This window comes from Hyphomonas sp. TMED31 (genome assembly GCF_002172815.1).
Taxonomy (GTDB): Bacteria; Pseudomonadota; Alphaproteobacteria; order Caulobacterales; family Hyphomonadaceae; genus Hyphomonas; species Hyphomonas atlantica.
The window spans coordinates 38102-63806 of record NZ_NHCK01000042.1; the positions used below are offsets into that span (position 1 = coordinate 38102).

24 protein-coding genes are annotated in these 25705 nt (G+C 55.1%); 9 read left to right on the forward strand and 15 right to left on the reverse strand.

The window, feature by feature from the left end; translation table 11 throughout:
- Positions 1–3: 3 nt before the first annotated feature.
- The 4 genes from CBB91_RS06755 to glyA all read right to left on the reverse strand — a co-directional run bounded on the left by CBB91_RS06755 (position 4) and on the right by glyA (position 3075).
- Positions 4–624 (reverse strand): riboflavin synthase, encoded by a 621-nt coding sequence (locus tag CBB91_RS06755; RefSeq protein WP_273013016.1) that lies wholly within the window; start codon positions 622–624, stop codon positions 4–6.
- Positions 625–634: 10 nt separating this feature from the next.
- Positions 635–1294 (reverse strand): RibD family protein, encoded by a 660-nt coding sequence (locus CBB91_RS06760; RefSeq protein ID WP_273013018.1) that lies wholly within the window; start codon positions 1292–1294, stop codon positions 635–637.
- A complete protein-coding gene (nrdR, locus tag CBB91_RS06765) occupies positions 1291–1761 on the reverse strand; it encodes a transcriptional regulator NrdR (RefSeq protein WP_035555270.1) in 471 nt (156 codons plus the stop codon). Before nrdR ends, CBB91_RS06760 begins: the two co-directional genes overlap by 4 nt.
- 6 nt (positions 1762–1767) lie before the next feature.
- Positions 1768–3075, reverse strand: coding sequence for a serine hydroxymethyltransferase (gene glyA / locus CBB91_RS06770; protein ID WP_273013019.1), 1308 nt, complete (start codon positions 3073–3075; stop codon positions 1768–1770).
- Positions 3076–3297: 222 nt separating this feature from the next.
- On the opposite strand from glyA, the gene CBB91_RS06775 reads away from it, so the two are divergent.
- On the forward strand, positions 3298–3723 hold the full coding sequence (locus tag CBB91_RS06775; protein ID WP_273013020.1) for a MucR family transcriptional regulator: 426 nt from the start codon (positions 3298–3300) through the stop codon (positions 3721–3723).
- A gap of 12 nt (positions 3724–3735) precedes the next feature.
- Here the strand turns inward: CBB91_RS06775 and hemA are convergent, their stop codons facing one another.
- The gene (gene hemA, locus CBB91_RS06780) at positions 3736–4953 is read right to left on the reverse strand and encodes a 5-aminolevulinate synthase (protein ID WP_035555279.1); all 1218 of its coding nucleotides are present in this window, start codon (positions 4951–4953) and stop codon (positions 3736–3738) included.
- Between the two features lie 103 nt (positions 4954–5056).
- The gene (locus CBB91_RS06785) at positions 5057–5848 is read right to left on the reverse strand and encodes a class II aldolase/adducin family protein (RefSeq protein WP_035555412.1); all 792 of its coding nucleotides are present in this window, start codon (positions 5846–5848) and stop codon (positions 5057–5059) included.
- A 165-nt stretch (positions 5849–6013) separates the two neighbouring features.
- Here CBB91_RS06785 and CBB91_RS06790 point away from each other — a divergent pair, with 165 nt between their 5' ends.
- From CBB91_RS06790 to CBB91_RS06800, 3 genes are all read left to right on the forward strand, one after another.
- A complete protein-coding gene (locus CBB91_RS06790) occupies positions 6014–6778 on the forward strand; it encodes an NAD kinase (protein ID WP_273013021.1) in 765 nt (254 codons plus the stop codon).
- An 88-nt stretch (positions 6779–6866) separates the two neighbouring features.
- Positions 6867–7421: an Hpt domain-containing protein gene (locus CBB91_RS06795; RefSeq protein WP_273013022.1), complete on the forward strand. Its 555-nt coding sequence runs from the start codon at positions 6867–6869 to the stop codon at positions 7419–7421.
- Between the two features lie 1021 nt (positions 7422–8442).
- A complete protein-coding gene (locus CBB91_RS06800) occupies positions 8443–9144 on the forward strand; it encodes a dienelactone hydrolase family protein (RefSeq protein WP_273013023.1) in 702 nt (233 codons plus the stop codon).
- On the opposite strand, the gene phoB is transcribed toward CBB91_RS06800, so the two are convergent.
- From phoB to pstC, 5 genes are all read right to left on the reverse strand, one after another.
- Positions 9141–9827, reverse strand: a complete 687-nt coding sequence (gene phoB, locus CBB91_RS06805; RefSeq protein ID WP_035555289.1) for a phosphate regulon transcriptional regulator PhoB — start codon at positions 9825–9827, stop codon at positions 9141–9143. The two genes, CBB91_RS06800 and phoB, sit on opposite strands and share 4 nt — an antisense overlap.
- Positions 9828–9854: 27 nt before the next feature.
- Positions 9855–10547, reverse strand: coding sequence for a phosphate signaling complex protein PhoU (gene phoU, locus CBB91_RS06810; protein WP_035555293.1), 693 nt, complete (start codon positions 10545–10547; stop codon positions 9855–9857).
- 11 nt (positions 10548–10558) lie between these two features.
- The gene (gene pstB, locus CBB91_RS06815; protein WP_035555298.1) at positions 10559–11377 is read right to left on the reverse strand and encodes a phosphate ABC transporter ATP-binding protein PstB; all 819 of its coding nucleotides are present in this window, start codon (positions 11375–11377) and stop codon (positions 10559–10561) included.
- Positions 11377–12945 (reverse strand): phosphate ABC transporter permease PstA, encoded by a 1569-nt coding sequence (gene pstA / locus CBB91_RS06820; RefSeq protein ID WP_273013024.1) that lies wholly within the window; start codon positions 12943–12945, stop codon positions 11377–11379. The genes pstB and pstA overlap by 1 nt, the downstream gene beginning before the upstream one ends.
- Positions 12938–14353, reverse strand: coding sequence for a PstC family ABC transporter permease (gene pstC, locus CBB91_RS06825; protein WP_345906750.1), 1416 nt, complete (start codon positions 14351–14353; stop codon positions 12938–12940). The genes pstA and pstC overlap by 8 nt, the downstream gene beginning before the upstream one ends.
- A gap of 129 nt (positions 14354–14482) precedes the next feature.
- On the opposite strand from pstC, the gene hslV reads away from it, so the two are divergent.
- Complete coding sequence (gene hslV, locus CBB91_RS06830) at positions 14483–15040, forward strand: ATP-dependent protease subunit HslV (protein WP_273013026.1); 558 nt, start codon at positions 14483–14485, stop codon at positions 15038–15040.
- A 66-nt stretch (positions 15041–15106) separates the two neighbouring features.
- Positions 15107–16411 (forward strand): ATP-dependent protease ATPase subunit HslU, encoded by a 1305-nt coding sequence (hslU, locus tag CBB91_RS06835; RefSeq protein WP_273013027.1) that lies wholly within the window; start codon positions 15107–15109, stop codon positions 16409–16411.
- Here the strand turns inward: hslU and CBB91_RS06840 are convergent.
- On the reverse strand, positions 16408–17211 hold the full coding sequence (locus CBB91_RS06840; protein WP_273013028.1) for an NUDIX domain-containing protein: 804 nt from the start codon (positions 17209–17211) through the stop codon (positions 16408–16410). The two genes, hslU and CBB91_RS06840, sit on opposite strands and share 4 nt — an antisense overlap.
- 118 nt (positions 17212–17329) lie before the next feature.
- Here CBB91_RS06840 and CBB91_RS06845 point away from each other — a divergent pair, with 118 nt between their 5' ends.
- Positions 17330–18010, forward strand: a complete 681-nt coding sequence (locus CBB91_RS06845; RefSeq protein WP_273013029.1) for an EAL domain-containing protein — start codon at positions 17330–17332, stop codon at positions 18008–18010.
- On the opposite strand, the gene CBB91_RS06850 is transcribed toward CBB91_RS06845, so the two are convergent.
- The 3 genes from CBB91_RS06850 to CBB91_RS06860 all read right to left on the reverse strand — a co-directional run bounded on the left by CBB91_RS06850 (position 18007) and on the right by CBB91_RS06860 (position 22789).
- Complete coding sequence (locus tag CBB91_RS06850) at positions 18007–19167, reverse strand: DUF2336 domain-containing protein (protein WP_273013030.1); 1161 nt, start codon at positions 19165–19167, stop codon at positions 18007–18009. The two genes, CBB91_RS06845 and CBB91_RS06850, sit on opposite strands and share 4 nt — an antisense overlap.
- 140 nt (positions 19168–19307) lie before the next feature.
- A complete protein-coding gene (gene tig / locus CBB91_RS06855) occupies positions 19308–20645 on the reverse strand; it encodes a trigger factor (protein ID WP_345906753.1) in 1338 nt (445 codons plus the stop codon).
- 1361 nt (positions 20646–22006) lie between these two features.
- Entirely contained in the window at positions 22007–22789 is a 783-nt protein-coding gene (locus CBB91_RS06860; RefSeq protein WP_345906751.1) for a CsgG/HfaB family protein, read from the reverse strand.
- A 687-nt stretch (positions 22790–23476) separates the two neighbouring features.
- Here CBB91_RS06860 and CBB91_RS06865 point away from each other — a divergent pair.
- Both CBB91_RS06865 and CBB91_RS06870 read left to right on the forward strand, forming a co-directional pair.
- On the forward strand, positions 23477–24031 hold the full coding sequence (locus tag CBB91_RS06865) for a heme NO-binding domain-containing protein (RefSeq protein ID WP_273013033.1): 555 nt from the start codon (positions 23477–23479) through the stop codon (positions 24029–24031).
- Positions 24028–25695 carry a response regulator gene (locus CBB91_RS06870; RefSeq protein WP_273013034.1) on the forward strand — a complete coding sequence of 556 codons (1668 nt, stop codon included), beginning with the start codon at positions 24028–24030 and terminating at the stop codon, positions 25693–25695. The genes CBB91_RS06865 and CBB91_RS06870 overlap by 4 nt, the downstream gene beginning before the upstream one ends.
- The last annotated feature ends 10 nt before the right edge of the window (positions 25696–25705 follow it).

Genomic DNA, 25705 nt, shown 5'->3' on the forward strand with positions numbered 1-25705 from the left:
CGCTTACTGCCCTTCTGGCGCATCGGCGCCGATCATGCGTGCCACGTAGCGCGCGAGCATNTCGATCTCAAGATTGACGCTGGAGCCGGNCTGCAGTTCGTTGAGGGTTGTCACGTCCCACGTGTGAGGAATGATCGCGAGNTGGAAATCNCCATTCGGCAACGCCTCGGCGACGGTGAGCGACACGCCGTTCACGGCGGCAGACCCTTTCGTTGCGAAATAGCGCGAAATCGCTTCAGGTGGCCGAATGGTGATCCGAAAACTCTCGCCCTCAGGCTCAATGGACACCACCTGACCGACGCCATCGACATGGCCAAACACGAAGTGCCCGCCCAATTCATCGCCCANTTTGAGACTTTGTTCGAGATTGACCCNGGATCCGACGTGGAGGTCGCCAAGAATAGTTTTTGCCAGTGTTTCAGGCACTGCCTCCGTCGCAAACCAGGCGCCGCGCTCTCCCTGCCCCATATCCACGACAGTGAGGCACACACCGGAGTGCATGATCGAGGCGCCCATGGAGATTTCATCAAGAGGGTAGCCGCTTTCGACTTCAAACCGGCGCAGGCCATTGCGATCTTCAACAGACCGAACCGTACCAACGTCGGTCACCAGACCTGTAAACATTTTCCTGCCCTTAGTTTCTTATTNAGACNCNTACATAGGTNTCNAGNACNTCANCCCCAATCCGTTCCGTNGCGANAGCGCGCCAACGTGACGCCTGACCGAGGTCTGAAAGCCCCAGAGCCCCGAGAGCAGGTAGGCCGTCTCCTCCGATCAGGATAGGCGCACGGAACCAGGCAATCTCATCAACCAATCCCTCGCGAATGAAGCTCGCCGCGAGAGTACCGCCACCTTCAATAAGTAACGACGACAAACTTTCGGCCTCAACGCGTCGCAGCAAATCGTTGACATCCACCCGGATGCCCCGTCCGCAACGCCAGATCTCCACGCCACTTGCCGCCAATATGTCCTGCGGCTGGCCATTCGTGGCGACGACAACGCGGCCCGTCCCGGCCGATTGAACCAATCTGGAACTTCTAGGTGTGCGCCCATGAGAATCCGCCACGATCCTGACCGGCTGCTTCGCAGGCAGCGGTACTGTCCGCGCCGTCAAGAGTGGATCGTCAGCGAGTACGGTGCCGATACCCACAAGGATCGCATCATGAGCCGCCCTGAGTTGATGTCCCCGTGCGCGGGATTCGCTGCACGTGATCCACTGGCTTGTTCCATCAGACAAGGCGATACGTGCGTCCAGCGATGTTGCGATCTTCAGGGTGACCTTGACCCCGCTCATTCCTCGTCGCCCTCATCGTCGAGCGCAGTGTTTTCAATGAACTGGGCGAAATCGTTCGGATCCTTGAAATCCTTGTAGACACTTGCAAACCGCACATAGCCAACAGGGTCGACCCGACGCAGGGCTTCCATCGCGAATTCCCCGACATCGTTTGAAGATACCTCGGTCTCGCCGGCACTTTCGAGGTTTCTCGCAATTCCGGAAACCATCTGGTCAATCTGATCGCGATCCACTGGCCGTTTCCGCAAAGCGATCGTGATAGACCGAGTCAGGCGATCACGATCAAACGGCACCCGTTTTCCGTCTCGCTTCACCACGGTAATTTCGCGAAGTTGAACTCGCTCAAAAGTGGTGAAGCGGGCCCCACAAGACTCGCAAACCCGCCGACGACGGACAGCCGTGTTGTCTTCAGCCGACCGGCTGTCCTTCACCGATGTGTTCTCGGAACCGCAGAACGGGCAACGCAAAGTCTATCAGCCCCCCAAACCATTATAGATTGGGAATTGCGCAGTAAGCGCCTTCACTTCTTCGCGAACCTTGTCCTCAGCCGAACTGCTCTCACCAGAAGCGACAGCGTCCACAATTTCACCAATCCAGTTGCCGATCTGAGTAAACTCTGCTTCGCCGAATCCACGCGTTGTGCCCGCGGGTGAACCGACCCGTATGCCGCTGGTAATTGTTGGCTTCTGGGGGTCGAATGGAACGCCATTCTTGTTACAGGTAATAAATGCGCGCTCCAGCGCATGTTCGGCGTCACGACCCGTTACGTTTTTCGGACGCAGGTCAATCAAGGCTACATGCGTATCCGTACCACCAGAAACAACATCAAGACCGCTGGCTTTGCACGCCTCCGCCATGGCGGACGCGTTTGCGACAACTTGAGCCGCGTAGGTCTTGAATTCCGGTGTCAGGGCTTCCCCGAACGCAACGGCTTTAGCGGCGATCACATGCATCAGAGGACCGCCCTGAATGCCCGGGAAGATTGCTGAGTTGATCTTCTTGGCTAGCGCTTCGTCATTGGTCAGGATCATGCCGCCGCGTGGACCGCGCAGGGTCTTGTGCGTCGTCGTGGTCGCAACATGCGCATATTCAAGCGGATTCGGATGTGCGCCGCCGGCAACCAATCCAGCGAAGTGGGCCATATCCACCATGAACAGCGCACCGACCTCATCAGCGATTTCGCGGAAGCGCTTGAAATTGATCTGACGCGGGTAAGCCGATCCACCGGCGATAATCAGTTGAGGACGATGTGCTTTCGCCAGTCGCTCAACCTCAACGAAATCGATCTGGTCGTCTTCGCGGCTAACTCCATACTGCACAGCATTGAACCATTTACCCGACTGGTTTGGACGCGCCCCATGCGTAAGGTGTCCACCAGCATCCAGGCTCATACCAAGAATTGTGTCTCCTGGTTTCAATACCGCCTGAAACACGCCTTGGTTGGCCTGACTACCGGAGTTGGGCTGTACGTTGGCAAACTCGCAATTGAAGAGTTGTTTGGCCCGTGAAATAGCCAGCTCTTCCGCAATATCCACGAATTCGCATCCGCCATAATAGCGCCGACCGGGATACCCTTCCGCATACTTGTTCGTCAGGATCGTACCCTGCGCATCAAGCACGGCCTGGGAAACGATATTTTCCGAAGCAATCAATTCAATTTGCTGCTGCTGACGCGTGCGCTCTTTCTTGATTGCTTCGAACAGTTCAGGATCACGTTCCTCCAGCCTTTGGCTGAAGAAATCAGTCGTGTCGGGGCGTGCTGACTGGGCTGTGTCTGCCATGTAGCGAATCTCCTGCTGGGTTACGCGCTGTTTACGCCCGGCGGCGAGAAGCCGCAACCATTCCAAACCGCGCACGGCAGAATATCGCACTCAATGCCGTCATGATGCGAATTAACATCAAGAATATCATGTAAATACTTGAAGATGTGTGGTATTTAAAGATTAACAGGGGCTACAAATCAAAACTCCATATCGCTTTTCATACCCGAGTCTTGTCCGACCATGACCGAATACGAGACATCTGACCTACTCGACATGACGACGGAGATCGTTTCGTCGTACATCTCTAATAATCAAATTGATGCAGAGACGTTGCCTGTCCTGATCCGCAATGTTTACAGCACAGTCTCTTCCCTGTCCGCGACAAGCGAACCAGTCGCAGAGACAGCCGAGCCCGCCGTCCCGATCGCGAAATCCATATTGCCTGATTACCTGATCTGCCTAGAGGATGGGCGAAAGCTCAAGATGCTAAAGCGCTACCTTCGGTCGAAATTCGACATGACGCCTGAAGAGTATCGTGCGAAATGGGACCTTCCTTCGGATTACCCCATGGTTGCGCCCAACTACGCAAAACTCAGGTCAAAACATGCCAAACAAATCGGTCTGGGCAAGAAAGCGGCACCGACTACCGGCAAGAAAGCCAAATAGGCACCAAGATACCTAAGCGGCCTTGTCGAGCCCAAGCTGTTTCCAAACAGCAAGAATGGCCGCGACCAGCTCGTCCATCATGACCTCATCATGGACAGGGCTAGGCGTGAAGCGGAGACGCTCGGTGCCTTTTGGAACTGTTGGATAGTTGATCGGCTGCACGTAAATCCCAAAGTCAAACAGCAGCGTGTCAGACAGGGCCTTGCAACGCTCAGGGTCTCCCACAAGCAACGGAACAATATGGGTGTCCGTGTCAATCATTGGCAGACCGGCATCACGAAACTTCTGCTTCAGCAATGCAGCATTGGCCTGATGTTTCCCGCGCAGTTCGCGCCCCGCATCTGTCCGCAACTTCTGAATGCTGGCAAGCGCACCAGCCGCCATGACCGGACAGGTTGACGTCGTGAAAATAAATCCCGAAGCCATCGACCGTATCGCGTCGACCACGGTCTCGTGGCTGGCTATATAGCCGCCCATCACACCATAAGCTTTGCCGAGCGTACCCTCGATGATATCGATCCGGTCAGCCAGCCCCCACATTTCTGCGACGCCAGCGCCATTATCTCCGTACATGCCGACCGCATGGACTTCGTCCAGATAGGTCAGGGCATCAAACTCATCGGCTAGATCACAAATTTCTTCCATGCGGCCGAAATCGCCATCCATGGAATAGACGCTCTCGAATGCGATCAGCTTCGGACGGCTCGGATCGTCATTCTCCATGAGTGCCCGCAAATGATCGACATCATTGTGACGGAAGATTCGACGGTCCGCCCCTGACCGACGGATGCCTTCGATCATGGATGCGTGATTCAGGGAGTCCGAATAGATGATGAGATCTGGAAGGATCTTGCCCAAAGTGGACAGCGTCGCCTCATTGGAAACATACCCTGACGTGAACAGCAGCGCAGATTCCTTGCCATGCAAATCAGCGAGCTCTCGCTCAAGGTCTACGTGATATCGGGTTGTGCCAGAAATGTTGCGCGTACCGCCAGATCCTGCACCAAAACTGTCGATCGCCTGATGCATGGAGTTGATGACATCATCGTCCTGCCCCATGCCGAGATAATCGTTGGAACACCAGATCGTGACTTCGCGCTCACCGTCCTCGAATCTCGCGGTCGCCTTTGGAAACCGTCCCTTGTGACGGTGCAAGTCCACGAATACGCGGTACCGGCCTTCGCCGTGAATGGAATTGAGGGCGTCTTCAAAGGCCTTCAGATGTTTCATCTGCTTCGTTCCCGATATTTCGTGAGCCTACATAGTGCCGTATTGAGCAATTGATAATGGCTCCATACGCCGCGGGCCGCTTTTGTCGCATAGGGGAAACCCCTTACGCGTCATAGCCCGGCATTTCACGGTCGAGCTTCCGCAATAGCGCTGGCCAGATCAGTTTCTCAGTCAACATGCTCATTCCAGAGCTGTGCTCGGTCATTCCACCCTGCCCGGCAACCTTTTGCTGCAGGTCGTTGTCACATTCGAGCACGCCGTCGCGCCCAGCTGAAAGCGCCATAATCTGCATGTTGCAAGCGCGCTCGAGGAAGAACATGCGCGTGAATGCTGAAGCCGCCGTCTCTCCGATGGTAAGCGTGCCGTGGTTGCGCAGAAGCATGGAATGCTTCTTAGGACCAAGGTCAGCCACCAGGCGCTCTCGCTCATCCAGATCCAGGGCGATACCCTCATAATCGTGATAGGCAATGTCTTCGCGAACGATCATCGCAGTCTGGCTCAGTGGCATCAGCCCCTCTTTCTGCGATGACACCGCAACGCCTTGGTCTGTGTGGACGTGAATGACCACTTTGGCGTCATCGCGTGCGTCATGAATCGCCGAGTGAATCGTGAAACCAGCCGGATTGATGAAGTGGTCAGTTTCCTGAACCACATTCCCTTCAAGATCGACCTTGACCAGCGACGAAGCGGTAATCTCTTCGAAAAAGTGCCCATAGGGATTGATCAGGAAGTGGTGGTCGGGGCCAGGAACGCGATGTGAAATATGGGTGAAAATCATGTCATCCCACCCATGCATGGCAATCAAACGATATAGTGCCGCAAGGTCGACGCGCGCTTGCCACTCCTCCGCTGAAACACTGGAACGAATATCTACTTTCTGCGCGCCATCGGCCATGACCTGTTCTCCCATAGTAACTTTTGCAGGAGAGTAACGGATTAGTGGTGCCTACGCCAGAAAAAGCTGACACTGGCGTCATCTTGCAAATGCGCCGCACGCTCAGCTGATTTGGGTATTCCCAATGGCTTGACGCACCCTTCAATACCAAAGCACATGACGCAAATGAGTGGACCACGCCTGCATTTTTACGCCTCCAAACGCCCTGAAGCTCAGGAAGCCTTNTCCGTGTTGACCAACAAGTATGGCCAGCANGATGAGGAAGATGCCGAAGTTATCGTCGCCCTNGGAGGCGACGGTGCCATGCTGGATTCGCTNCGNCGGCAGTTCGAGGGTGGCAAACCGGTTTACGGCATGAATCGAGGGACGGTTGGGTTCCTGATGAACGAATANGGCGTTGATGCCCTGCCCGACAGAATCAATGCNGCNGAACGCGCTGTAATCTCACCGCTGCGCATGACCGTTCGCGACGTGCATGAACACGAGCATCACGCGTTGGCGATCAATGAAGTATCGATGTTTCGACAAACCGCGCAGACTTCACGCTTCCGGATTACGGTCGATGGAAAAACGCGCATGGACGAGCTTGCCTGCGACGGATTGATGGTGGCGACTCCTGCCGGTTCCACGGCATACAATTTGTCCGCCCATGGCCCCATTTTGCCAATTGGTGCGGGCTTGCTGGCCCTGACACCTGTGAGTGCTTTCCGCCCGAGACGTTGGAAAGGTGCCCTGCTCCGCCGCGATGCGCATGTGAGGATTGATGTAATCGCCCCGATCCTGCGTCCTGTGGCGGCTGCTGCGGACAATCAGGAAGTCAGGGATATTGTCAGTGTGGACGTTCAGGAAGACCGCAGGCGCCTGACAATGTTGTTTGACCCGGGGCACGCCCTGGACGAGCGCATTCTCCGCGAACAGTTTGGTTTCTAAAGGAATTACAAAGGTTTTCGGTCAGGAAAACGTTAAGCCTTATAAACTATGATGGCACCAAATACGGGGAGTCATCATGCTCAAATCCATGCTTCAGAAACTCAAATCCGGAAATGGAGCTCGAACCAGTTCTTCGGATGTTGTCGTACCGGATATCAGCCGCGTAATCAAAATGCCCCCGTCCGCATCATCCCCTGATGCCGCACCTTCTGACCCGTCAATCGAGCACGATCCGGAAGAGCTTGGTGATCGTGCAGAAGCCGCGGTCGATGACCTGTCATCACGTTTCGAGGCGTGGATGCAGGCAGATCTCGACAAGCTCAAACAGGCTTGGGCAGNTGCAAAGGAAGACGGCGCAACTTCAGACGACTACAAGTCGCTGGAAACTTGCGCACACAATATCCGNGGCGTGGCGACGTCTTATGGATACCCAGCGATATCGCGGCTCTGCGGTTCACTCTGCGCCTTGCTGGCCGACACNCAGCCCGGCGAGAATGACGCCTTGATCAACCTTCACGTTGAGGCATGCTCTGCAGCTTTTGGATCAATAGGGCGCGGTGAGGCGGCACAGTCTGTTGCGGACGCTGTGTGCGACGCGCTTGAAGAACGCGTCGCAGTGAAAGCGAAAAAGTCCTCAGAGTAGCTTTCAAAAGCTCTGCGCGCACTTTTTGCTGGANCCATGAAGCACAATCGTTCGGTGGTNCTTTTCCGTTTGGGTCTANTTCATCAAACGTCTGGCCTGCTTCACCCACTCTTCTCTCACGATGCGACCGCGAGCCATGATCTTCGCATCAAGCGCTTCGATTTCTGCCTTGTTCAAGGCGGCGATCTCGGAGAACGTTACAATTCCTGCAGACTTCAATCTCGCGGNAAGCGCTGGCCCAACGCCCGTCATCAACGTGAAATCATCCNCCGGGTCTGTATCCTGTTTAGGCTTGGGTGTGGNCTTGTCGGAAGGTTTCGCAGGNGCATCGACAGAGCCGNCCATTGCTTCGTGAAGTGCATCCGTTGTCTTCTTGGCCGCCTTCATACTGGACTTCACAATGTCTGAGCTCGCCTCAGCGGCAACGGCTTCAATCTCTGTAGACAGACGGGAAATTCGCTCCTTCAGATCCTGACTTCGGGCCTTCGAGTGTGCCCGCGCTTTAGAGAATGACTGCACAACCTCCTCTTCAAGCTTTTCGAGTTTTGCNGCGAGCTTCTTTCCCTTTTTACCTGCTTCCGAGTTTTCTACACGAGCCTGCAATTCCTTCTCGATTTCCTGGCCCTGCTGGACCAGCTCCTCGAAGAGCTCAGTAGACTGTTTATTAAAGGCCTTGCTGCTCTCGATCGCCTTGTCGTAGGCTTTTCCATATGCGCCAACTCCAGCGAGCCATATCTTATGCGCTATCTCAGTCGAGNTGAGTTCTGGAACCGGCGTCGAGGACTTCTTGTTCTTCTTTGCCTTCTTGGTCTCTTTTGGCGACTTGCTCGAGTTTGATTGCTCTGACGAAAGCTTGGACTTCTTGTCCTTCTTCTTGGCCATGGAATGACTCCTTCATTCGATTAATACTGTGAACATCCAATACTGGTTACAGTCAAATCTTATACTAAACGCGACACCCCTTGAAACCGGGCTTCGAATGTCCTGTATCTGACTCTCACGCACGAAGGAGAGCAAACAAATGAGCGCAGTTGATTATACCGTCGATGGTAAGAGCTATGAAGGCTATTTCCTTCGGCCCAAAGGTAAGGANGTTGCTCCGATCGTTGTCATCGCTCACGCTTGGGGCGGGCTTGGAGACAATGAACGCGAAAAAGCTGAGCGGATCGCCAATCTCGGCTATGCCGCTTTCGCCATGGATGTGTATGGCAAAGGCAAGCGCGGCNCGACTGTTGAAGAAAATCAGGCTCTGATGAATCCACTGGTCGAAGATCGCGCCGAGCTTCAAAAGCGCCTCGCTGGCAGCCTTGAAGCNGCGAAACAACAAGTNGGTGTTGATGCCAAGAAAGCGGCCGCAATCGGCTTTTGCTTTGGCGGCCTNGCTGTCCTGGACATGGCTCGCGCAAATCATGACGTTCTGGGCGTCGCGTCATTCCACGGGCTTTTCCGTCCGGCAGAAAATGTTCCGGCGCCAAAGATCACTGCCAAAGTCCTGATCGAGCATGGCTGGCACGATCCAATGGCAACGCCTGAAGACGTTCTTGCGATTGCAAAGGAGCTGGAAGGCGCTGGAGCTGATTGGCAACTGCACGCCCACGGCACCGCAGTTCATTCGTTCACAACGCTAGGCGCAGACAACAAGGAAATGGGAACAGTTTACAGCGCAGACGCGGACCGTCGCAGCTTCGAAAACCTTGAGAACTTCCTGGCTGAGCTGTTCTAGTCGGCTCGAAGAGCATACCCGGCGGAGCGGACGGTCCTGATGGGATCGTCCCCGCCTTCCTGGCGCAACGCCTTGCGCAAACGCCCCACGTGAACATCAACTGTTCGCGCCTCGACATACACATCAGATCCCCAGACCGTGTCCAGCAATTGCTCTCGGGAAAACACCCTCCCCGGATGCTGCATGAAGTAGTCCAAAAGACGGAACTCGGTTGGGCCCAAGTGAATATCCTGACCATTCCGCGCAACCTTATGAGCCACGCGATCGATCTCTATATCCCCCACGGTGATCCGATCGTCTTTCAGGCCCGGTCGAATGCGGCGCAGGACGGCGCGCACACGCGCCATCAACTCTGTAGTTGAGAATGGTTTGGTGACGTAATCGTCCGCGCCAGTATCGAGGCCACGGATCCGGTCGCTTTCTTCACCGCGCGCAGTCAACATGATGATCGGCAAGTTTGGATTCGTACCGCCACTGCGAACGCGGCGACAGACCTCAATCCCACTGACCTTTGGCAGCATCCAATCCAGCAACAGCAGATCTGGAGCGCGCTCCTCAATCATGAGCATAGCCTCTTCACCGTCACTGGCGATGGCGACATCATAATCTTCTTTTTTGAGATTGTAGAAGAGCAGCTCCGAAACGGCACTTTCGTCTTCAGCAATGAGCACATAGGGCTTCATGACAGATCCTCTTGTCCTGCGTCCGGGTCAGACGCCCGTATTCGGTGATTTAGGGCGCTCATGGGGCATGAGATATTCGCCAGTGATTTGAAAGTAAATGAATTCTGCAATGTTCGTGCAGTGATCGCCAATCCGCTCGAGATTCTTTGCCATGAAAAGCATGTGCGCTCCGGCACCAATCGTGCGGGGATCTTCGATCATGTAGGTTATCATCTCGCGAAATAGCGAATTATAATGCTGGTCGATGTCATCATCGCTTTCCCAAACGGTTTTGGCCGTCTCGGCGTTGCTAGTTGCATAGGCATCCAGCACGGAATGCAATTGAAACGATACGGGGCGCGCCATTCTCGCCACTCCGTGCCTCATATTTGAGGGCACGGAATCGTCCAGCATAAGTGTGCGTTTCCCGATATTCTTGGACAGGTCGCCAATTCGCTCCAGTTCGCCAGCNGTCTTGAGCGCTGCAAAAACTGATCTCAAATCATGCGCCATCGGCTGACGGCGCGCGATCAAACTGACGATCTGACGCTCAACCTCTTCCTCAAGCCGGTCCACGCTTGGATCGCGAGAGATGACATCTTTCGCAAGACTATGGTCATTTCTGTCCACAGCCAGGCATGAATCCAGGATCATTGTCTCAACAATGCCGCCCATTCGCATGAGATCAGCGGCGATTTTATCGAGTTCATCTGTAAAGGCTGAGACGATATGGTCTGCCATTGCTGCTCCCTCTAGCCGAACCGGCCTGTGATGTAGTCTTCCGTGCGGCGCTCGCGCGGGCTGGTGAAGATTTGGTCTGTATCACCCATTTCGACCAAGTGCCCCAAATGGAAGAAGGCGGTACGCTGGGAAACGCGGGCAGCTTGTTGCATCGAGTGCGTGACAATTACGATGCAGTATCGCTTGCGAAGTTCATCAATCAACTCTTCGATCCGCGCCGTAGCAATCGGGTCGAGCGATGAACACGGCTCATCCATAAGGATCACTTCCGGACGCACCGCGATAGCCCGTGCGATACAAAGCCTTTGCTGCTGACCACCTGACAGGCTGGTACCGGGTTGTCCCAGACGATCCTTTACCTCTTCCCAGAGCCCAGCTCGGCGAAGGCTCTTTTCAACAATGGCATCCAGTTCTTGCCGATCATCCACAAGCCCGTGAATGCGCGGCCCATAAGCGATGTTATCGTAGATCGATTTCGGGAATGGATTAGGCTTTTGAAATACCATCCCGACGCGGGAACGCAACAAGACTGGATCAATATGCGATGAGTTGATGTTTTCCCCATCCATGAAAATCTCGCCGGTAACTTTCGCCCCATCGATCGTATCGTTCATGCGGTTCAGGCATCGAAGAAATGTCGATTTTCCACAGCCAGACGGACCGATAAGCGCAGTTACCGAGCGGTCAAAAACCGGCAGCGACACATCAAACACAGCTTGCTTGCCGCTATAGAATACGCTGACGTCCCGACAATCGATGCGCGGATAGAGCAGCGGTTGGCCATCGTCAGCGCCTTCTCCAGCAAGTGCCGGATCATAAGTCGTGTCCATTACCATCTCCGCTCAAACTTGCGCCGCAGCAGGACTACAGCAAGGTTCATCAGAACCAAAATCGCCAGCAGTATGACAATCACTGCAGCAGTCATTGGCTCCCATGCCCTTTCGGCATTGGAGGCCCAACTATAGATCAGAACCGGCAACGCTGTTGCCTCATCTGTTGTAGAAGACGGAACTTCAGCAACAAATGCCACCATCCCGATCAGCAGCAGCGGCGCTGTTTCACCAAGCGCGCGCGCCATGCCAAGGATTGCTCCAGTCAACATGCCCGGTAGGGCCAGCGGTAATACGTGATGGAAAACCGCCTGCATCCGGGATGCACCAACGGCCAGGGCCCCGCTTCTGATTGAAGGGGGCACAGCGCGAAGTGCGGCTCGCGCGGCAATAATCACGACCGGCAGGATCAACAACGCCAACACCAGACCTCCGACAAGTGGGGCTGATCGTGGCAAGCCGAATGTTCCCAACAGCAATGTCGCCCCCAGCAGTCCAAACACGATGGAAGGAACTGCGGCCAGATTGTTGATGTTCACCTCGATGATCTGAGTGAGTCGGTTCTTTGGGGCAAATTCTTCCAGGAAAATCGCCGCAAAAATACCCATCGGGATAGACACCGCCGCCGTCACGAGCATTGTCAACAAGGATCCGACAAGCGCCGCCAGTGCACCGGCCAGTTCTGGGTATGTGCTGTCGGTATGAGTAAGCAAACTAAAGTGAGGCACACGCTTGATGACGCCCTCTGCTTTCAATGACAGCGCCCACGCAATTTGCTGGTCAGATACAGATCTTTGATCTTCCGGAGACGGAATTATCACGGCCTTCACAGACGCGCCGTCAAACTGATCCTGACGGCCCGTCAGAATCTCCAAGATGACGTCACCGTCTTCCATACTTTTTATTCGCCCGACTGATTTGTCCGCAACCAGCAACACGGTTGGCTCAGCACCATGTTGACCAATCGCGGCGATTTTAGCCGACACCTTGTTCAACCTGTCGACCTCAATCTTGAAGTCGCCCTCTTCCGCATTCCGCATTGGCGACGACGCTTCACCCACTCGCAGGAAGATTGCTCTGGGAGCCGCGCCTTTAAGAAACATGTCCACATCATCAGACAATGGCACATCTACGGATGTCGTCTGTCCGATCAGGTGAGGTTCATTCGCCACTTCTCGCGCCAGTGGCAGCACAGCCATTCTGTCTATCAGGGAACTAAAGGCCCGTTTTGACTGAACTGTTTCATTCGCTTCAGGAAATCGCGTTAGCAAGTCATTCCGAACCAGGGAATAAAAGCCTTCGATGTTTCGAGTGATTTCCTCTGGTGACGCGTCCCCTTCCGGCAGAATGGTCTGCGGACTTAACTCCAGATCAACGCGGATAACGTGATAAGTGGACGCGCCGCTAGCCTTCCAGGCTATAGCAGAAATCAAGAACACCAACGCGAATAGCGCAAAACCCAGCGCCACAATTCCGTAGCCCTGAAATCGCATATCAGCATTCCGGCGGCGCCGCAGGCGCTTCAGGGCCTTTTCTGACCGAAACGGATTGTCCTGCGCGTTATTCATACTTGTCCCGATACCTCTGGACGACGCGCAAGGCGATCAGATTGAAAATCAACGTTACGACAAACAAGACCAAGCCAAGGGCAAATGCTGAAAGCGTCTTGGGGCTATCGAACTCGGTTTCTCCCGTGAGGAGGGCCACGATCTGAACAGTAATGGTCGTCAAGTCGGTAGACGGATCGAAGGAAATCCTGGCGCGCTGCCCCGCTGCCATCACAACAATCATCGTTTCGCCGATCGCCCTTGAAACCGCCAGGAGCATAGAGGCAACAATCCCTGGCAAAGCTGCGGGCAAAATGATCTGCTTGATAGTCTCTGACTTCGTCGCCCCCATCGCAAATGCACCATCTCTCAATGAGTCCGGAACCGCATTGATCACGTCGTCGGACAGCGACGACACAAACGGGATTACCATAACCCCCATCACCAATCCTGCAGCGAGCGCGCTGGTAGGCTGTGCGGCGAGAACCGGTCCGTTGGCCGCGCCCAGTTCAATCAGAAAACTATTGATTCCCAGCGCTGAGGCGCGAACCGCAGGTGCGATCACCAACAAAGCGAAGAAGCCATAAACGACCGTCGGGATACCCGCGAGCATTTCCAGAAGCGGCTTCACGTATCGACGTGTGCGGACCGATGCGTACTCTGAAAGATAGATGGCAGAGAAAAGGCCCACCGGTGCCGCCACCAACATTGCGATGAGGGCGATCATGAACGTGCCGAAGAATAGCGGCAACGCTCCAAATTCTGCGCTCGTCTGGGCGTTCCATCGTGTGCCAAACAAGAAATCCGTAAAAGGCACCTCTGCAAAAAATCGCANNCTTTCGTAAAGTAGAGACGCGACGATCCCGACCGTTGTAGCAATAGCGATTNCTGCGCAAAGGAACAGGAANGCCTCTGCACCTCGCTCCACTCTCAANCGCGCCCGNAACGCNGGGCTGACCTTNCGACGGGCGTACATGATCCCCAGCACGGCGCCAGCCAACATGAGCGCGAGGGTCGCACCCTTCAGGCTACCCCATAACTCCAGATAGCGACCTGTTACTGTCGCGAATACAAGATCGCTTCCACTATAGCCCCCCATAGCCGCAGCATTGGCAACAGATTCCAGATAGGATTGAAGCTCGGCGGACGAAAGCGTGTGAAACGCCTCGGGAAGTTCGCTTGAAAGCAGGCCCAGCGCCGTTGGTTTCGCGAACAGTACGTAAAGCCCGGCAACCAATAGTGGCGGTATGAAGCCCCACATCGCGACGTAATAGCCATGATAATTGCCACGGGAATGAAACTTCTGACCGCCCGCGATCAGATAGCGCTCAGCCCTGATGCGACCTATCGAGAATCCCGAAGCGACCACGATTACTATCAACGCGGTCAGCAGCCATCCCATGGGGAGTTGACCGAGCTCTTGGGCCATTCGGGCGATCCCTTTCCATCCGCGCCCAAATAGCCGGGCAAAGCTACACTAATGTGACATATCTCTGTGGAAATTCATGTAACAGGTCCTCTCTTGAACAGACAGCCCGGATCGGCCACATCAAGGCCCATGACGAATGAACACACCAGCGCAGCTATCTGGCACGGCACAACCATTCTCGCTGTCCGGAAGGGACAGAAACTTGTCATGCTGAGCGATGGCCAGGTTTCGATGGGTCAAACCATCATGAAGGGAAANGCCCGCAAGGTGCGCCGCATCGCCAATGGCGAAATTCTGGCCGGTTTTGCCGGTGCTACTGCGGACGCCTTCACCCTCTTCGAGCGGCTCGAAGCGAAGTTGGAACGCCATCCGGGCCAGCTACAACGCGCAGCAGTCGAATTGGCCAAGGACTGGCGAACCGAGAAGTATCTCCAGAAGCTTGAGGCCCTATTGATTGTGGCGGACAAGGAANCCACCCTGGTNATCACGGGCGCGGGTGATGTGCTGGAACCTGAGCACAATGTTGTCGCNGTAGGTTCAGGTGGGAATTATGCGCTCGCCGCAGCACGTGGGCTNTATGACTACGAGNCTGACGCGGAAGANATCGGTCGCAAGGCCATGCANATCGCGGCGGACATCTGCGTATACACGAACAGCCACTTCACTCTGGAAACACTGGACCTCTGAGTTCGCTCCCCTTTTACGCCTCAATGCCCTTAGGTGGCACTGGAGCCGCCAAACTTGGAATGCCCTATGAAAGACCTCACCCCTCGCGAAATTGTTGCTGAACTGGATCGACACATTGTCGGTCAAAACGGCGCCAAACGTGCAGTAGCCATCGCTCTGCGNAATCGCTGGCGACGCAAGCAGGCACCCGATGCCATCCGCTCGGAGATAACACCCAAGAACATCTTGATGATTGGGCCAACCGGAGTCGGCAAGACGGAAGTTTCCCGTCGCCTTGCCCGCCTCGCGAACGCACCCTTCCTGAAGGTTGAAGCCACCAAGTTTACGGAAGTCGGCTATGTGGGACGAGATGTTGAGCAGATCATTCGTGATCTGGTCGAATCAGCCATCTCCATGATCCGTGAGCAAAAGCGCGAAGGCGTGTCTNCACAGGCACAGGACGCCGCCGAAGAGCGCTTGCTTGATGCGCTGGTCGGAGAGGACGCCCAGTCTTCAACCCGGGAAGTGTTTCGCGGGAAGTTAAGAGCGGGAGACCTGGACGACAAACCTGTCGATCTGGACATCGCTGACAGCGGTAANCCGATGCAGATGATGGACATCCCCGGCCAGGGCGGCTCCATGGGCATGATCAATCTGTCGGACATGCTAGGAAAGGCTATNGGCGGACGCACCAAGCGCGTTCGCACCACAGTGAAGGAAGCTTACAAGCCGCTCATTGAAGAAGAGTCCGACCGCCTGCTCGACGAGGATGCCATTGTACGTGAAGCAGTTTGCTCAGTTGAGGAAGACGGCATCGTATTCCTTGACGAGATAGACAAGGTGGCTGCCAAGCAAGGTCGCGGCGGTGCAGACGTTAGTCGTGAAGGCGTTCAGCGGGACCTCTTGCCGCTCATCGAAGGCACAACTGTCAGTACAAAACGCGGAGCCGTAAAGACGGACCACATTCTTTTTATCGCATCCGGCGCGTTCCACGTTTCGAAACCATCTGACCTGCTGCCCGAACTTCAAGGCCGCTTGCCTATTCGCGTTGAACTGGATGCACTTACACGAGACGATTTGCGCCGTATTCTCGTTGAACCCGAAGCCAGCCTCATCCGCCAGTATCAGGCACTAATGGAAGCCGAAGGGGTGACGCTGGAATTCGAAGATGCCGCGATAGATCGCCTCGCCGATCTGGCCGAGGCNGTGAACAGCAGCGTCGAGAATATTGGTGCACGCAGGCTCCAAACCGTACTCGAACGGCTGCTGGACGAAATCAGCTTCGATGCCCCGGACAAGAAAGGTGAGACGATCACCATCACGCCTGATTATGTGAATGAGCGCGTTGAAAGCCTTGCCGGCAACGCCGACCTTTCCAAATTCATTCTCTAGACATTTACGCGAGAGAGCAGTTCGACAGTCTGGCCATAGCCCTTCACGTCCGGAATCACGAGGCACGGCTCGCCTTCGGGTGTTTCTGACTGCTGCGGCTTTACTGTAACAACAGCCTCACTGCCGAAGCGTTGAATGGCATCCTCTACGGAATTCGCTGTTGCCAGCTTTTTCAAATTCATCCGCGTCGGGAAGATAATGACAGATTCTCCTGACTCCTCTGAATTCAGCGCCGCTTGGGCGCCGATCCAGATCGCATCAGTTGTTTCCCTTCCATCATGGGCCGCGATTTGGTCCGGCGGTGCGGGAGCCAGGTAGAAATGGGTATCGAANCGCTTCGGCATCATGTCAGGCGTAATCCAGTGTCCAAAGTACACAAGACTATCGAGCGCGAGCACGAGATCATTNTCTTTGATGAGTTCCAGAAAGCTCTGCTCCCCTCGGTCAACAGCGCCCCGATAAGGGTTTAGTCGATCCGCCACATCGGGACCAACCAGCGGCTGGTCCGTTCCCCGCCGCGCCTTCGGGCGTGCAAGCAGCAATCCTGACTCCTCAAAAGCCTCGCGAACGGCTGCAATGCGAGCATCCTGTTGAACCGGACCGAAGTCTCCGTCCGTATAGTCGTCCCACCCCGAACTCGCATCTTCGTCCGTCGCCTTTCCACCGGGAAACACCAGTGCGCCTGCCGCAAAATCTATCTGATAGTGCCGCTTCACCATCAAGACTTCAGGCAATGTCGCCCCGTCTCGTACAATCAGAACTGTTGCGGAAAGTCTCGGCGCATCGGGCGATGTTGTCATTCTTGTTGTCCCGTCATTCTTTTAAATTTTCTCGAAATCCAAACGGTTTTCTGCGCGTGATCTTCAATCCTCTCCCCTAGGTAAGGCAATAGGCACAGTCAGAAAGACGGGAAGAGTGATGCGGGAATTACTTCAAACGAAAATTGTCGCTCACAGTGGACAGAAGGTCCATCTCCGTTTCCAGCCCGTGATGCACGTGCAAGACGGATCTTCCTACGGTGCCGTTTGCGAGATGTCTCGCCAATACGAAGAGCGTGTGCGTTTCGGGCCGGCTGCCAAAACCACCACAGAGAACGGCCCAGCCAAATGGTTGGCCGATCGCCTGCTCGAAGTCGCCTCCGCTGCGCACGATGCNGACCATCGCCTGAGACCAATTCTGGTGCCNGCACCNACAGCGGCGCTGTTTGACGACAATACAGCAATTGGCTGCGANGCAGTCATTCGCCGCACGACGCTGTGCCAACAGGAAATCAGTCTCGAATTTCAGGATTCAGCCTTTGCCGAAGGCAATCNAGACGTAATCCATTGTGTGGCAAATCTGCGTAAACGCGGCTTTCGAGTCGCCATCGACATGCGCAAAACCTGGAAAACACAGCTCAGAGATGGTCTGGGCCTNNTGGTCGACAGCATCCGCGTTGATGCACGCGANCTCAGCGACAATGAGCAATTGATGGATCTGTGCGAATCCGTAGGCACCGCAGGTATCCTGGTGATTGCCGATCAGGCGAATTGGCGCGACGGCGAATTCCTTGAACGTATTGGGGTCAAAGCAGGCGTTCGCATGCAAAGCGACTGTTAGGCAGCCCCNACCGAGCTTTCGACGTCGTCCATCGCGGCCATTTCAGAATAGTAGTCCAGCTTCTCCAGAAGGTAGTCGAGGTCTTCCTTGGGGATGGCCTGGAACTGGGTCAGAACACGCTCAATCATGCGCGCGCGGAACCTNGCCCGGTCGTTCGGNCCGCCGTCATGGCTTGTTTCATGGAACACATTCACTGCGGCTCGGAAGGCAGGAAGCATTTTGCGAGGCATGCCCGCACGATCAAACACAGCCTGAAGCCCCAAAGGCCCGGCATCATGGATCATCAACCACACGCGCTGGTGGCCAACGCCTGAAAGTTCGGCGAGCGAATGCTCTACAAAAGGCATTTGGCCACAGCACAAAGCTCGCATGATCAGCGAATGCGTCAGTCTGCCGTTCAGATGCAACTGGGACACAAATCTCGGCAAATCATGAGTTCGCCCCGCCTGCTCAACCAAGTCTATCGTCGCGCGTTCACGCGCGCCTGAGGCCAGATCAATGGCCAGCTGCGCCGGCAGCTCGTGACGATTGACCAAGAGGTCGAACAATTGGCCCGACACCAGCGAAACCATTTTCTCTGCAATGTGTGTNGGAATGTATTCTCGGCTGATCAGGCCCTTCTGAACGCCCTCATCCGAGCCAAAGCGGCGTATTGAATGCTCGAAAGCACGATCCGTGTATTCTGCGCCTTCATTCGCGGACAATGCCCGCACGGCTTCGACCGCGCCATGTTCTGAGATCACTTCGGTCAAAGTTACTGACAGNCCATCACGATTGGCGATGGCGGCCTGCTTCGAAGCAGTCACTGACAGCACCAATTCGATCAAGTCTTCATCTGTGAAGACCGGCGAGTCCTGAAGGACAGGAATTGCAACAGCTTCCACGTCCTGAGCAAGCTGTATCGCAATGTCACGTGGCAGAATGGGGGAATTGCGAAGCGTCACAGACAAGGTACGGCGCACCAGATCGGCAGCATCCTTGGCCAAAATCGCCATGATTTCCTGCGCGTAGGCTCTCTCTGCATCGCTCAGGACATCAAGCGCAATGCGACGACACAAGCGATGNGCAACCGTTGCACGGTCTTCCGGTGTCTCACCCTTGATGAGTCTGTGGATGTCCTGCTCAGTCAATTGAGGGCGAATGCTCTGGACGCTCATCTTCTGATGCCTCTTCCTTACGATTCGACACAAATTCGCTAGATGCGGTTAACATCCAGTTTACCTATTAACGTTCGCAGCATGAAAAAAGCCGGTCACTGCGGACCGGCTTTCTAGAAANTCGAAATTCGTGTGGACGACTATTCGTCGTCTTCCTTGAACAAGTCTTCGCGTGAAACAGTTTCCTCGGTGATTTCAGCCACTTCCAGGATGTGATCAACCACCTTGTCTTCATAGATCGGCGCACGAAGCTGGGCCATCGCGCCCGGATTATTGCGGAAAAATTCCACAACCTGCTGCTCCTGCCCCGGATACTGGCGTGCTTCGCGGACGAGTGCCTGGTTCACTTCCTGCTCNGAAATGCGAACATCGGCGACACGACCNATCTCGGCAAGNACCAGACCGAGNCGCACGCGGCGCTCAGCGATCTTGCGATACTCTTCTTTCAACTCGTCTTCGGACTTGTCCTTGTCCTCATCCGCCGTGCGCCCGGCATCCATTTCAGCCTGCAGCTGTTGCCANATCTGATTGAACTCTTGNTCAACCATATTCGGCGGCAGATCAAAGCTATGTGCCTCGTCCAGTTGATCCAGAAGATTGCGCTTCGCCTTCGCACGGGANGCACCATCATGCTCGGCTTTCAGCTGATCTTTCACCAAGCCCGTAAGTTGCTCGAGGCNTTCAAGGCCAAGACCCTTCGCAAACTCATCATCGACGTCTGCGGTTTTCGGAGCGCGCACTTCGTGNACTTTCACCTCGAAGACCGCTTCTTTTCCGGCGAGATGCTCAGCGCCATATTCTTCAGGGAACGTGACGGTGACTTCTTTTTCTTCNCCTGCCTTCACGCCAACGAGTTGATCTTCGAAACCGGGAATGAACTGTCCGGAACCAAGAACCAGCGTCTGTTGTTCAGCGCTACCGCCCTCAAACGCTTCACCATCGATCTTGCCGACAAAATCCATGACGACTGCGTCGCCNTCTTTCGCCTTGGCCGTCTTGGCGCGCGGCTCATACTGGGTGTTCTGCTCTGCAATACGGGCCAGAGCTTCGTCAATCTGCTCTTGCGAAACCTCAGCAACTGGGCGCGTGATCGTCAGCTTGGTTACGTCAGCTGGCTCGAATTCCGGCATTACATCGACGTTCATGTTGTAGGAAAGGTCAGCCTCCCCCTTCACGACAGCTTCCATGTCGCCGTCAATCTGAACATCGGGCTGGCCAGCCGGACGCAGTTCGTTGTCTTCCAGCGCCTTTTGATTGGTTTCTGTGACGAGCTTGTTGATCAACTCACCCATCAGATCCTGACCGTACATCTTGCGCACGTGGGAAGCAGGGACTTTGCCCGGACGGAAGCCTTTCAGCTTCATTTGCGGCCGGATTTCCTCGATCCGCTCATCAAGTTTCGCCTGCAGCTCAGATGCCGGCACCTTGATGGCAAACGTGCGGCTGAGACCTTCTGACTTGGTCTGGGTAACTTCCATCGGTTCAATCATCCGTAATCTTGGGTCACGGGCGCAAGAAATGCGCGCGGGCGCCCTGTGAATCCTGTCTGAAGGGGCGGCTTATGTCATAGCCGAAAGCCCCTGTCCACGCTGGACTATGCGCTGATAGCAGCGCTTTCAAGCGTGCTGNTAAGGGAAACCATTGTTGTAAGGTTTTCCGCGCAAGCTAACACCCGGAATTCACGATCTCCTGAAACGGAAAAGGCCCGCCGCATTTGCGGCCGGGCCTGAGACCAGGGAGTAGACTGGTCGGAAATGAGGGCGCCGAACGTTCATTCGGGGGACTGACGGCCGCCCGGCGCCCTCTTCCGCACTTACTGAACCGAAATGTTCACCGTGTTGCCGATCGACGCTGCGGTAGCAGCNGCTTCAGCGCCATGGCAAACTTGGGCAGCGAGTGTGGAAATCTGATGACCCGAATTGGCTTGATTGATGCGGGTCAGAACGTTGCCGACAACATCGGAGTTGAGGCTGGTCAGCGATGCCGAGTTGCCGATTGCCGCAGCGGTTGCTGCACCATCCGCAAATCCGGACAGGCGGCCATTCAATTCGGCAACCATGGTTCCGGNATTGTACTGCTGAGCACTCATGCTGCCACTTCCGGGTACTTCGACNGACANNGAGTTGCCGATCGACGCTGCGGTTGCAGTAGCTTCAGTGATGTCGTCGATCGAAGCATTCATTTGCGTCGTCATGTAGCCACTGTTTGACTGCAAGGAACGTGTGGCAATCGTGCTGACATCAGACGTAACAGATGCCGTGTTGCCGATGGCAGCCGTCGTCGCTGTGGCGATTCCGGAGTTCTGGATGTCCACGTTTGCGTTAGCGTAACCGGCTCCGGAATTTGCCTGATTGACCGAAGAGACGGCATCCGCGACAGAGTCGATTGAATACGAGTTGCCGATGGCGGCTGCAGTTCCAGCGATTTCACCCATGGCACCGCTGACAAGGTTCAGCGTCGCCGTTTGGTTGCCGCTGTTCACTTGGCGTGTTGCGTAGTTCACAGCGTTGGCTGCTGCGTTTGAGGCATCAGCCGCCACTGGTGTGTCCAGGCCGAGATTGATGTCAGCGTCCACCAAAGCGTCTCCACCAAGGTTTACATCCGTATCAACCAGGTCTCCGCCGAGCACATCAACATTGGCATCCACAAGATCGCCACCGAGAACATCGGCATTGGCGTCAACCAGGCTGTCACCGCCCACGTCGACGGTCGCGTCCACGACACCGCCAAGGCCCAGGTCGACGTCAACAAGGCTGGAATCCTGCGCCATGGCAGCTGGGGCTGCAAGAATGAGGGCAGAAGCGAAGAAAAGAGCAGACCGTTTCATGAATATTCTCCTTTAATGTTGGGTCTGTTGAAGGGCAGGCACGTCCGACATGACGAACTCTGCTTGAGAGCAGGCTTGCGCGGACGGGCCGGCGATGCCTGAGACGAGGTCGAAAACTGCGCTTTCGACAATCGTTCGAATTGCGGTGTGAACCGGCTCCTGAGCGCGCTCGCCCAAACCGATATCAATGGTCGTGTCTCCGATGAACTCAAAGACCCCCGCGCGAATTTCGCGGCCGCGAATAACTTTCCGTTGACTGACCAGATTGACCACGGACAGGTCCGTCGTGTTTACCAGTCGAAGGTCGAGCGCCACAGTCATGGCATAATGTCTGGCACCGCCGATGACTGGGCCGATACGTGCCTCTCGAACACCGCTATGCACATTGAAGTTCAGCTCTGTTATGCCGCCGAGCAGAATGTAGTCGCTGCCNGCAATGGAACCCGTNAACACTTTGCGGTAGTCTTCTGTNGGCTCGCCTGNTTCACTGATCANGCGATTNTTGGCAAACTCGAGTTCCTGCTCTGCAACAGCCGTATCAAGACGTTCAGCAAGCGGAAATCCTGCNTGNCTNANTGCAGACATCACCATGAGAGANGCNCCTTGCGTGGCNACCGCNCCNTCAAATGTNGAGAANCTGCCNGTCATGTCGCGAATATCNCCGACNGCAATGCGGGGCTTCTCCGCAGGCGTGTTCCACCTCATGCAGCTGAGCTGCTCTGAATAAGCCGTTGAGCTGTTTTCAACGATCGCTCCGNTCGCCAGATAGTCGGGGTCGGAGACTACGCCTTCCATGGAAGTGCATGCCGTTGCCGCTATCAAGCCCGAACCGATCAGCAAGTTACGAAGTAATTTNGTGTAGGCCANGATCAATCACTCCCGCTTGTTGGAAGGTGAGCAACAATGGCGGTCTGATCGCCCAGATTGATCTGTGACGCGTCCACAACGACAGTGTTGTTGTTTCCTTCAATTTCGACGCTGATCATATTTCCGATCGCGGTGGCCTGACCGCCCGTGCTGGTTCCGGACCAGGCTGGCATCATGGGGCCCGCACCGCGGAATGAACTTATTTGGGCTGAAGGGCTCGCGCCGCCTCCCGTCACCACGACGCGGTTGGCTTGAGCGTCTCTGGAAAATCCGAGAGGCTGTTGCGCCCATCCAGAAGCTTCCATGCTAATCTGGGCGGCAGCGGGTGCTCCAGAGAAGAACAGNGCCGCAAGGCCAATCGATTGTATTTTTAAATTCAAGTCAGTCATTTCGTATCCCCGAATGAGTGCTTAGCTCGAGNACACAAATGCCGGGAAAGNTCGCCGCCGTATATTCTCCGGAAGGATGGCTCTGCAGCGCAAAAGGCGTGCCCCACCCTGACCTTTTGGTCAGGTAGTCCTGTCGTTTGACCACTGGTATCTATCCAGAAGTCGAATTCTGAGCCGCGCATCTTGTTGCAGCCGTCAATTTTCACCGCATCTGGAGGTAAAAAACTTGAAGGGCGTTGTTTTCAGGCAGTTTCTGGAATTTTCCGAACGAGAGTTTGGGGAAGCCGTAATAGATGAGCTGCTAAACACCACAGAATTGGCATCCGGCGGCGTTTACACCAATGTAGGATATTACGATCACTCTGAAATGATCGCACTCGTCACGGCCCTATCCAATCGGACCGGAACTTCAGCGCGTGCCCTTCTGGTCAAATTCGGACAAAATCTGTTCCCAAGCCTTATTGCAGGTCACCCTCAAGACGGAGTGACGCATGCCTTCGACCTGATCGAACAGATTCACGGCGTCATCCATAGAGACGTTAAGAAGCTCTACCCGGATGCAGAGGTTCCGGATATTCGCCCGTCCATGCGAAATGGTAACGACGAAATGCGCATTACCTACGACTCAGCCCGGCCTATGGCTGATTTGTGCGAAGGCATGATTATGGCCGCTCTGGACCATTACGACGATCTCGAAGATTTTGAGATCTCGAGAACCGATAGTAAACACCGTTATCTCTATAATGCGGACTTTCACATAATCCGCAGGAACGGATGTTGAGCGAACACGACGACCAGATTGCCCGGCTCAGACGAAAGCTCGAAAGAGAGGCTTCGGCGCGCGCAGCTGCGGAAGAATTGCTCGAACAACGCTCCGCCGAGCTCTATGAGATCTCAGAACAGCTGCGCACTGAAGCGCTTCAAGTACAGCACTTGTCGACCGCCATTGACGTATCAGCAGACGGCGTCGCGATTACCGACAAGGATGGGTACTACACTTACATGAATCCGACCCATGCGAGCATGTTCGGCTATGCTCAGGCACAGGAATGCATCGGCAAGCCCTGGAGCATGATGTATAATCAGGACACGCTCCTGCGTTTCGAGAAGGACATATTTCCGCTTTTCCAACAAAACGGCTATTGGCGTGGAGAAGTGACCGGACGCGCAAATGATGGCTCCAAGGTACATCAAGACCTTTCGCTTACAGCCCTCTCCGATGGCGGAATTCTGTGCTCGACACGTGATATCGGCATTATTCGTCGACGCGAGGCGCAGCGTGAGCAGTTGCATGAAATGCTGCTGGACGCTGAACGCCGCGACGCGCTCGGCCGCATGGCCAAATCGGTCGGACACGATTTTGCGAACATTCTCGCGATTATCAATGCGTCTGCACAATTGCTGACAGACAAGATGCAGGCTGATTTGTATGATATCCTCGTGGACAGGATCATACAGTCTTGCCGGCAGGCGAACGAACTAGTTGATGATCTAATGAATTTCGACACCGCACCCGAACAGAAGATGTGCGCGCTAAATGACCTCGTTCGAGATGTAGGTGACCTGAACAGCAATCAATTTCTTGCCACGCAAGGGTTTGAAGTCTTGGTAACGAGTGAAAAGCTCGTGTGCGAAACTGACCCGACCCTGTTTTCCCGAATGGTGTTCAACCTCGTCAAAAATGCTCGAGAAGCCATCGAAGAAGACGGGAATGTTTGCCTGTCACTGGAACTGATTTCGGAGCAAACTGATATTGAACCCCATTTCAGCCCGTCCGCCTTTATCGAACGGGGCGAGTGTAATGCGTATCCTGCGGCGCGCCTGATTGTCAGGGATGATGGCGCGGGCATGTCGCAAAAAGCGCTCGATACGGCGTTCATTCCTTTTCAATCTACAAAAGGGACCGGCCGAGGCTTGGGCCTTACGACTGTTGATGCACTGCTTCAGGGGCAACCGGGGCGGATGCAGGCGTTCAGTCGCCCCGGCGAAGGCGTGTGGATCGTTATCGATCTGCCATTAGGTGCCGCCTTGAGCCCGGCACCGTCAGTAATTGATCGCGACGTCCACACCACTCCGCAAGGCGCTATGGTCGTTGACGATGACCGTTTCCAAGCGGACCTTGTCACAGGATTGTTGAAGGAATTCGGATGGGATGCGGTTTGCTTTTACGATCCCTTGGAAGCCTTGTCGGTATTTAAAGTCGCTCCGTCCGCTTTCGGCTTGATCATCACAGACCGCAGAATGCCTCAGATGAGCGGTGACGATCTCGTTCCACAACTGCTTGAGATACAGCCAGACATCCCAATCATTCTGAGCTCTGGTGCCTTGGCCTCTCCCCTGCCTGCGGGCCTTGCCGGAACGCTTCCCAAGCCTGTATCGAGGGAAACACTCTGGGCAACCTTGGACTATATTGGCCTCAAGGCACCACTCGAGTCGCAAGACTGAACAGGATTTA

Bases quoted from the DNA above. Each gene is read 5' to 3' on its own strand.
- hemA (WP_035555279.1), bottom strand. From the start codon at position 4,953: ATGAAACATCTGAAGGCCTTTGAAGACGCCCTCAATTCCATTCACGGC.
- CBB91_RS06785 (WP_035555412.1), bottom strand. From the start codon at position 5,848: ATGGCCGATGGCGCGCAGAAAGTAGATATTCGTTCCAGTGTTTCAGCG.
- CBB91_RS06775 (WP_273013020.1), top strand. From the start codon at position 3,298: ATGACCGAATACGAGACATCTGACCTACTCGACATGACGACGGAGATC.
- glyA (WP_273013019.1), bottom strand. From the start codon at position 3,075: ATGGCAGACACAGCCCAGTCAGCACGCCCCGACACGACTGATTTCTTC.
- pstB (WP_035555298.1), bottom strand. From the start codon at position 11,377: ATGGACACGACTTATGATCCGGCACTTGCTGGAGAAGGCGCTGACGAT.
- pstA (WP_273013024.1), bottom strand. From the start codon at position 12,945: ATGAATAACGCGCAGGACAATCCGTTTCGGTCAGAAAAGGCCCTGAAG.
- phoB (WP_035555289.1), bottom strand. From the start codon at position 9,827: ATGAAGCCCTATGTGCTCATTGCTGAAGACGAAAGTGCCGTTTCGGAG.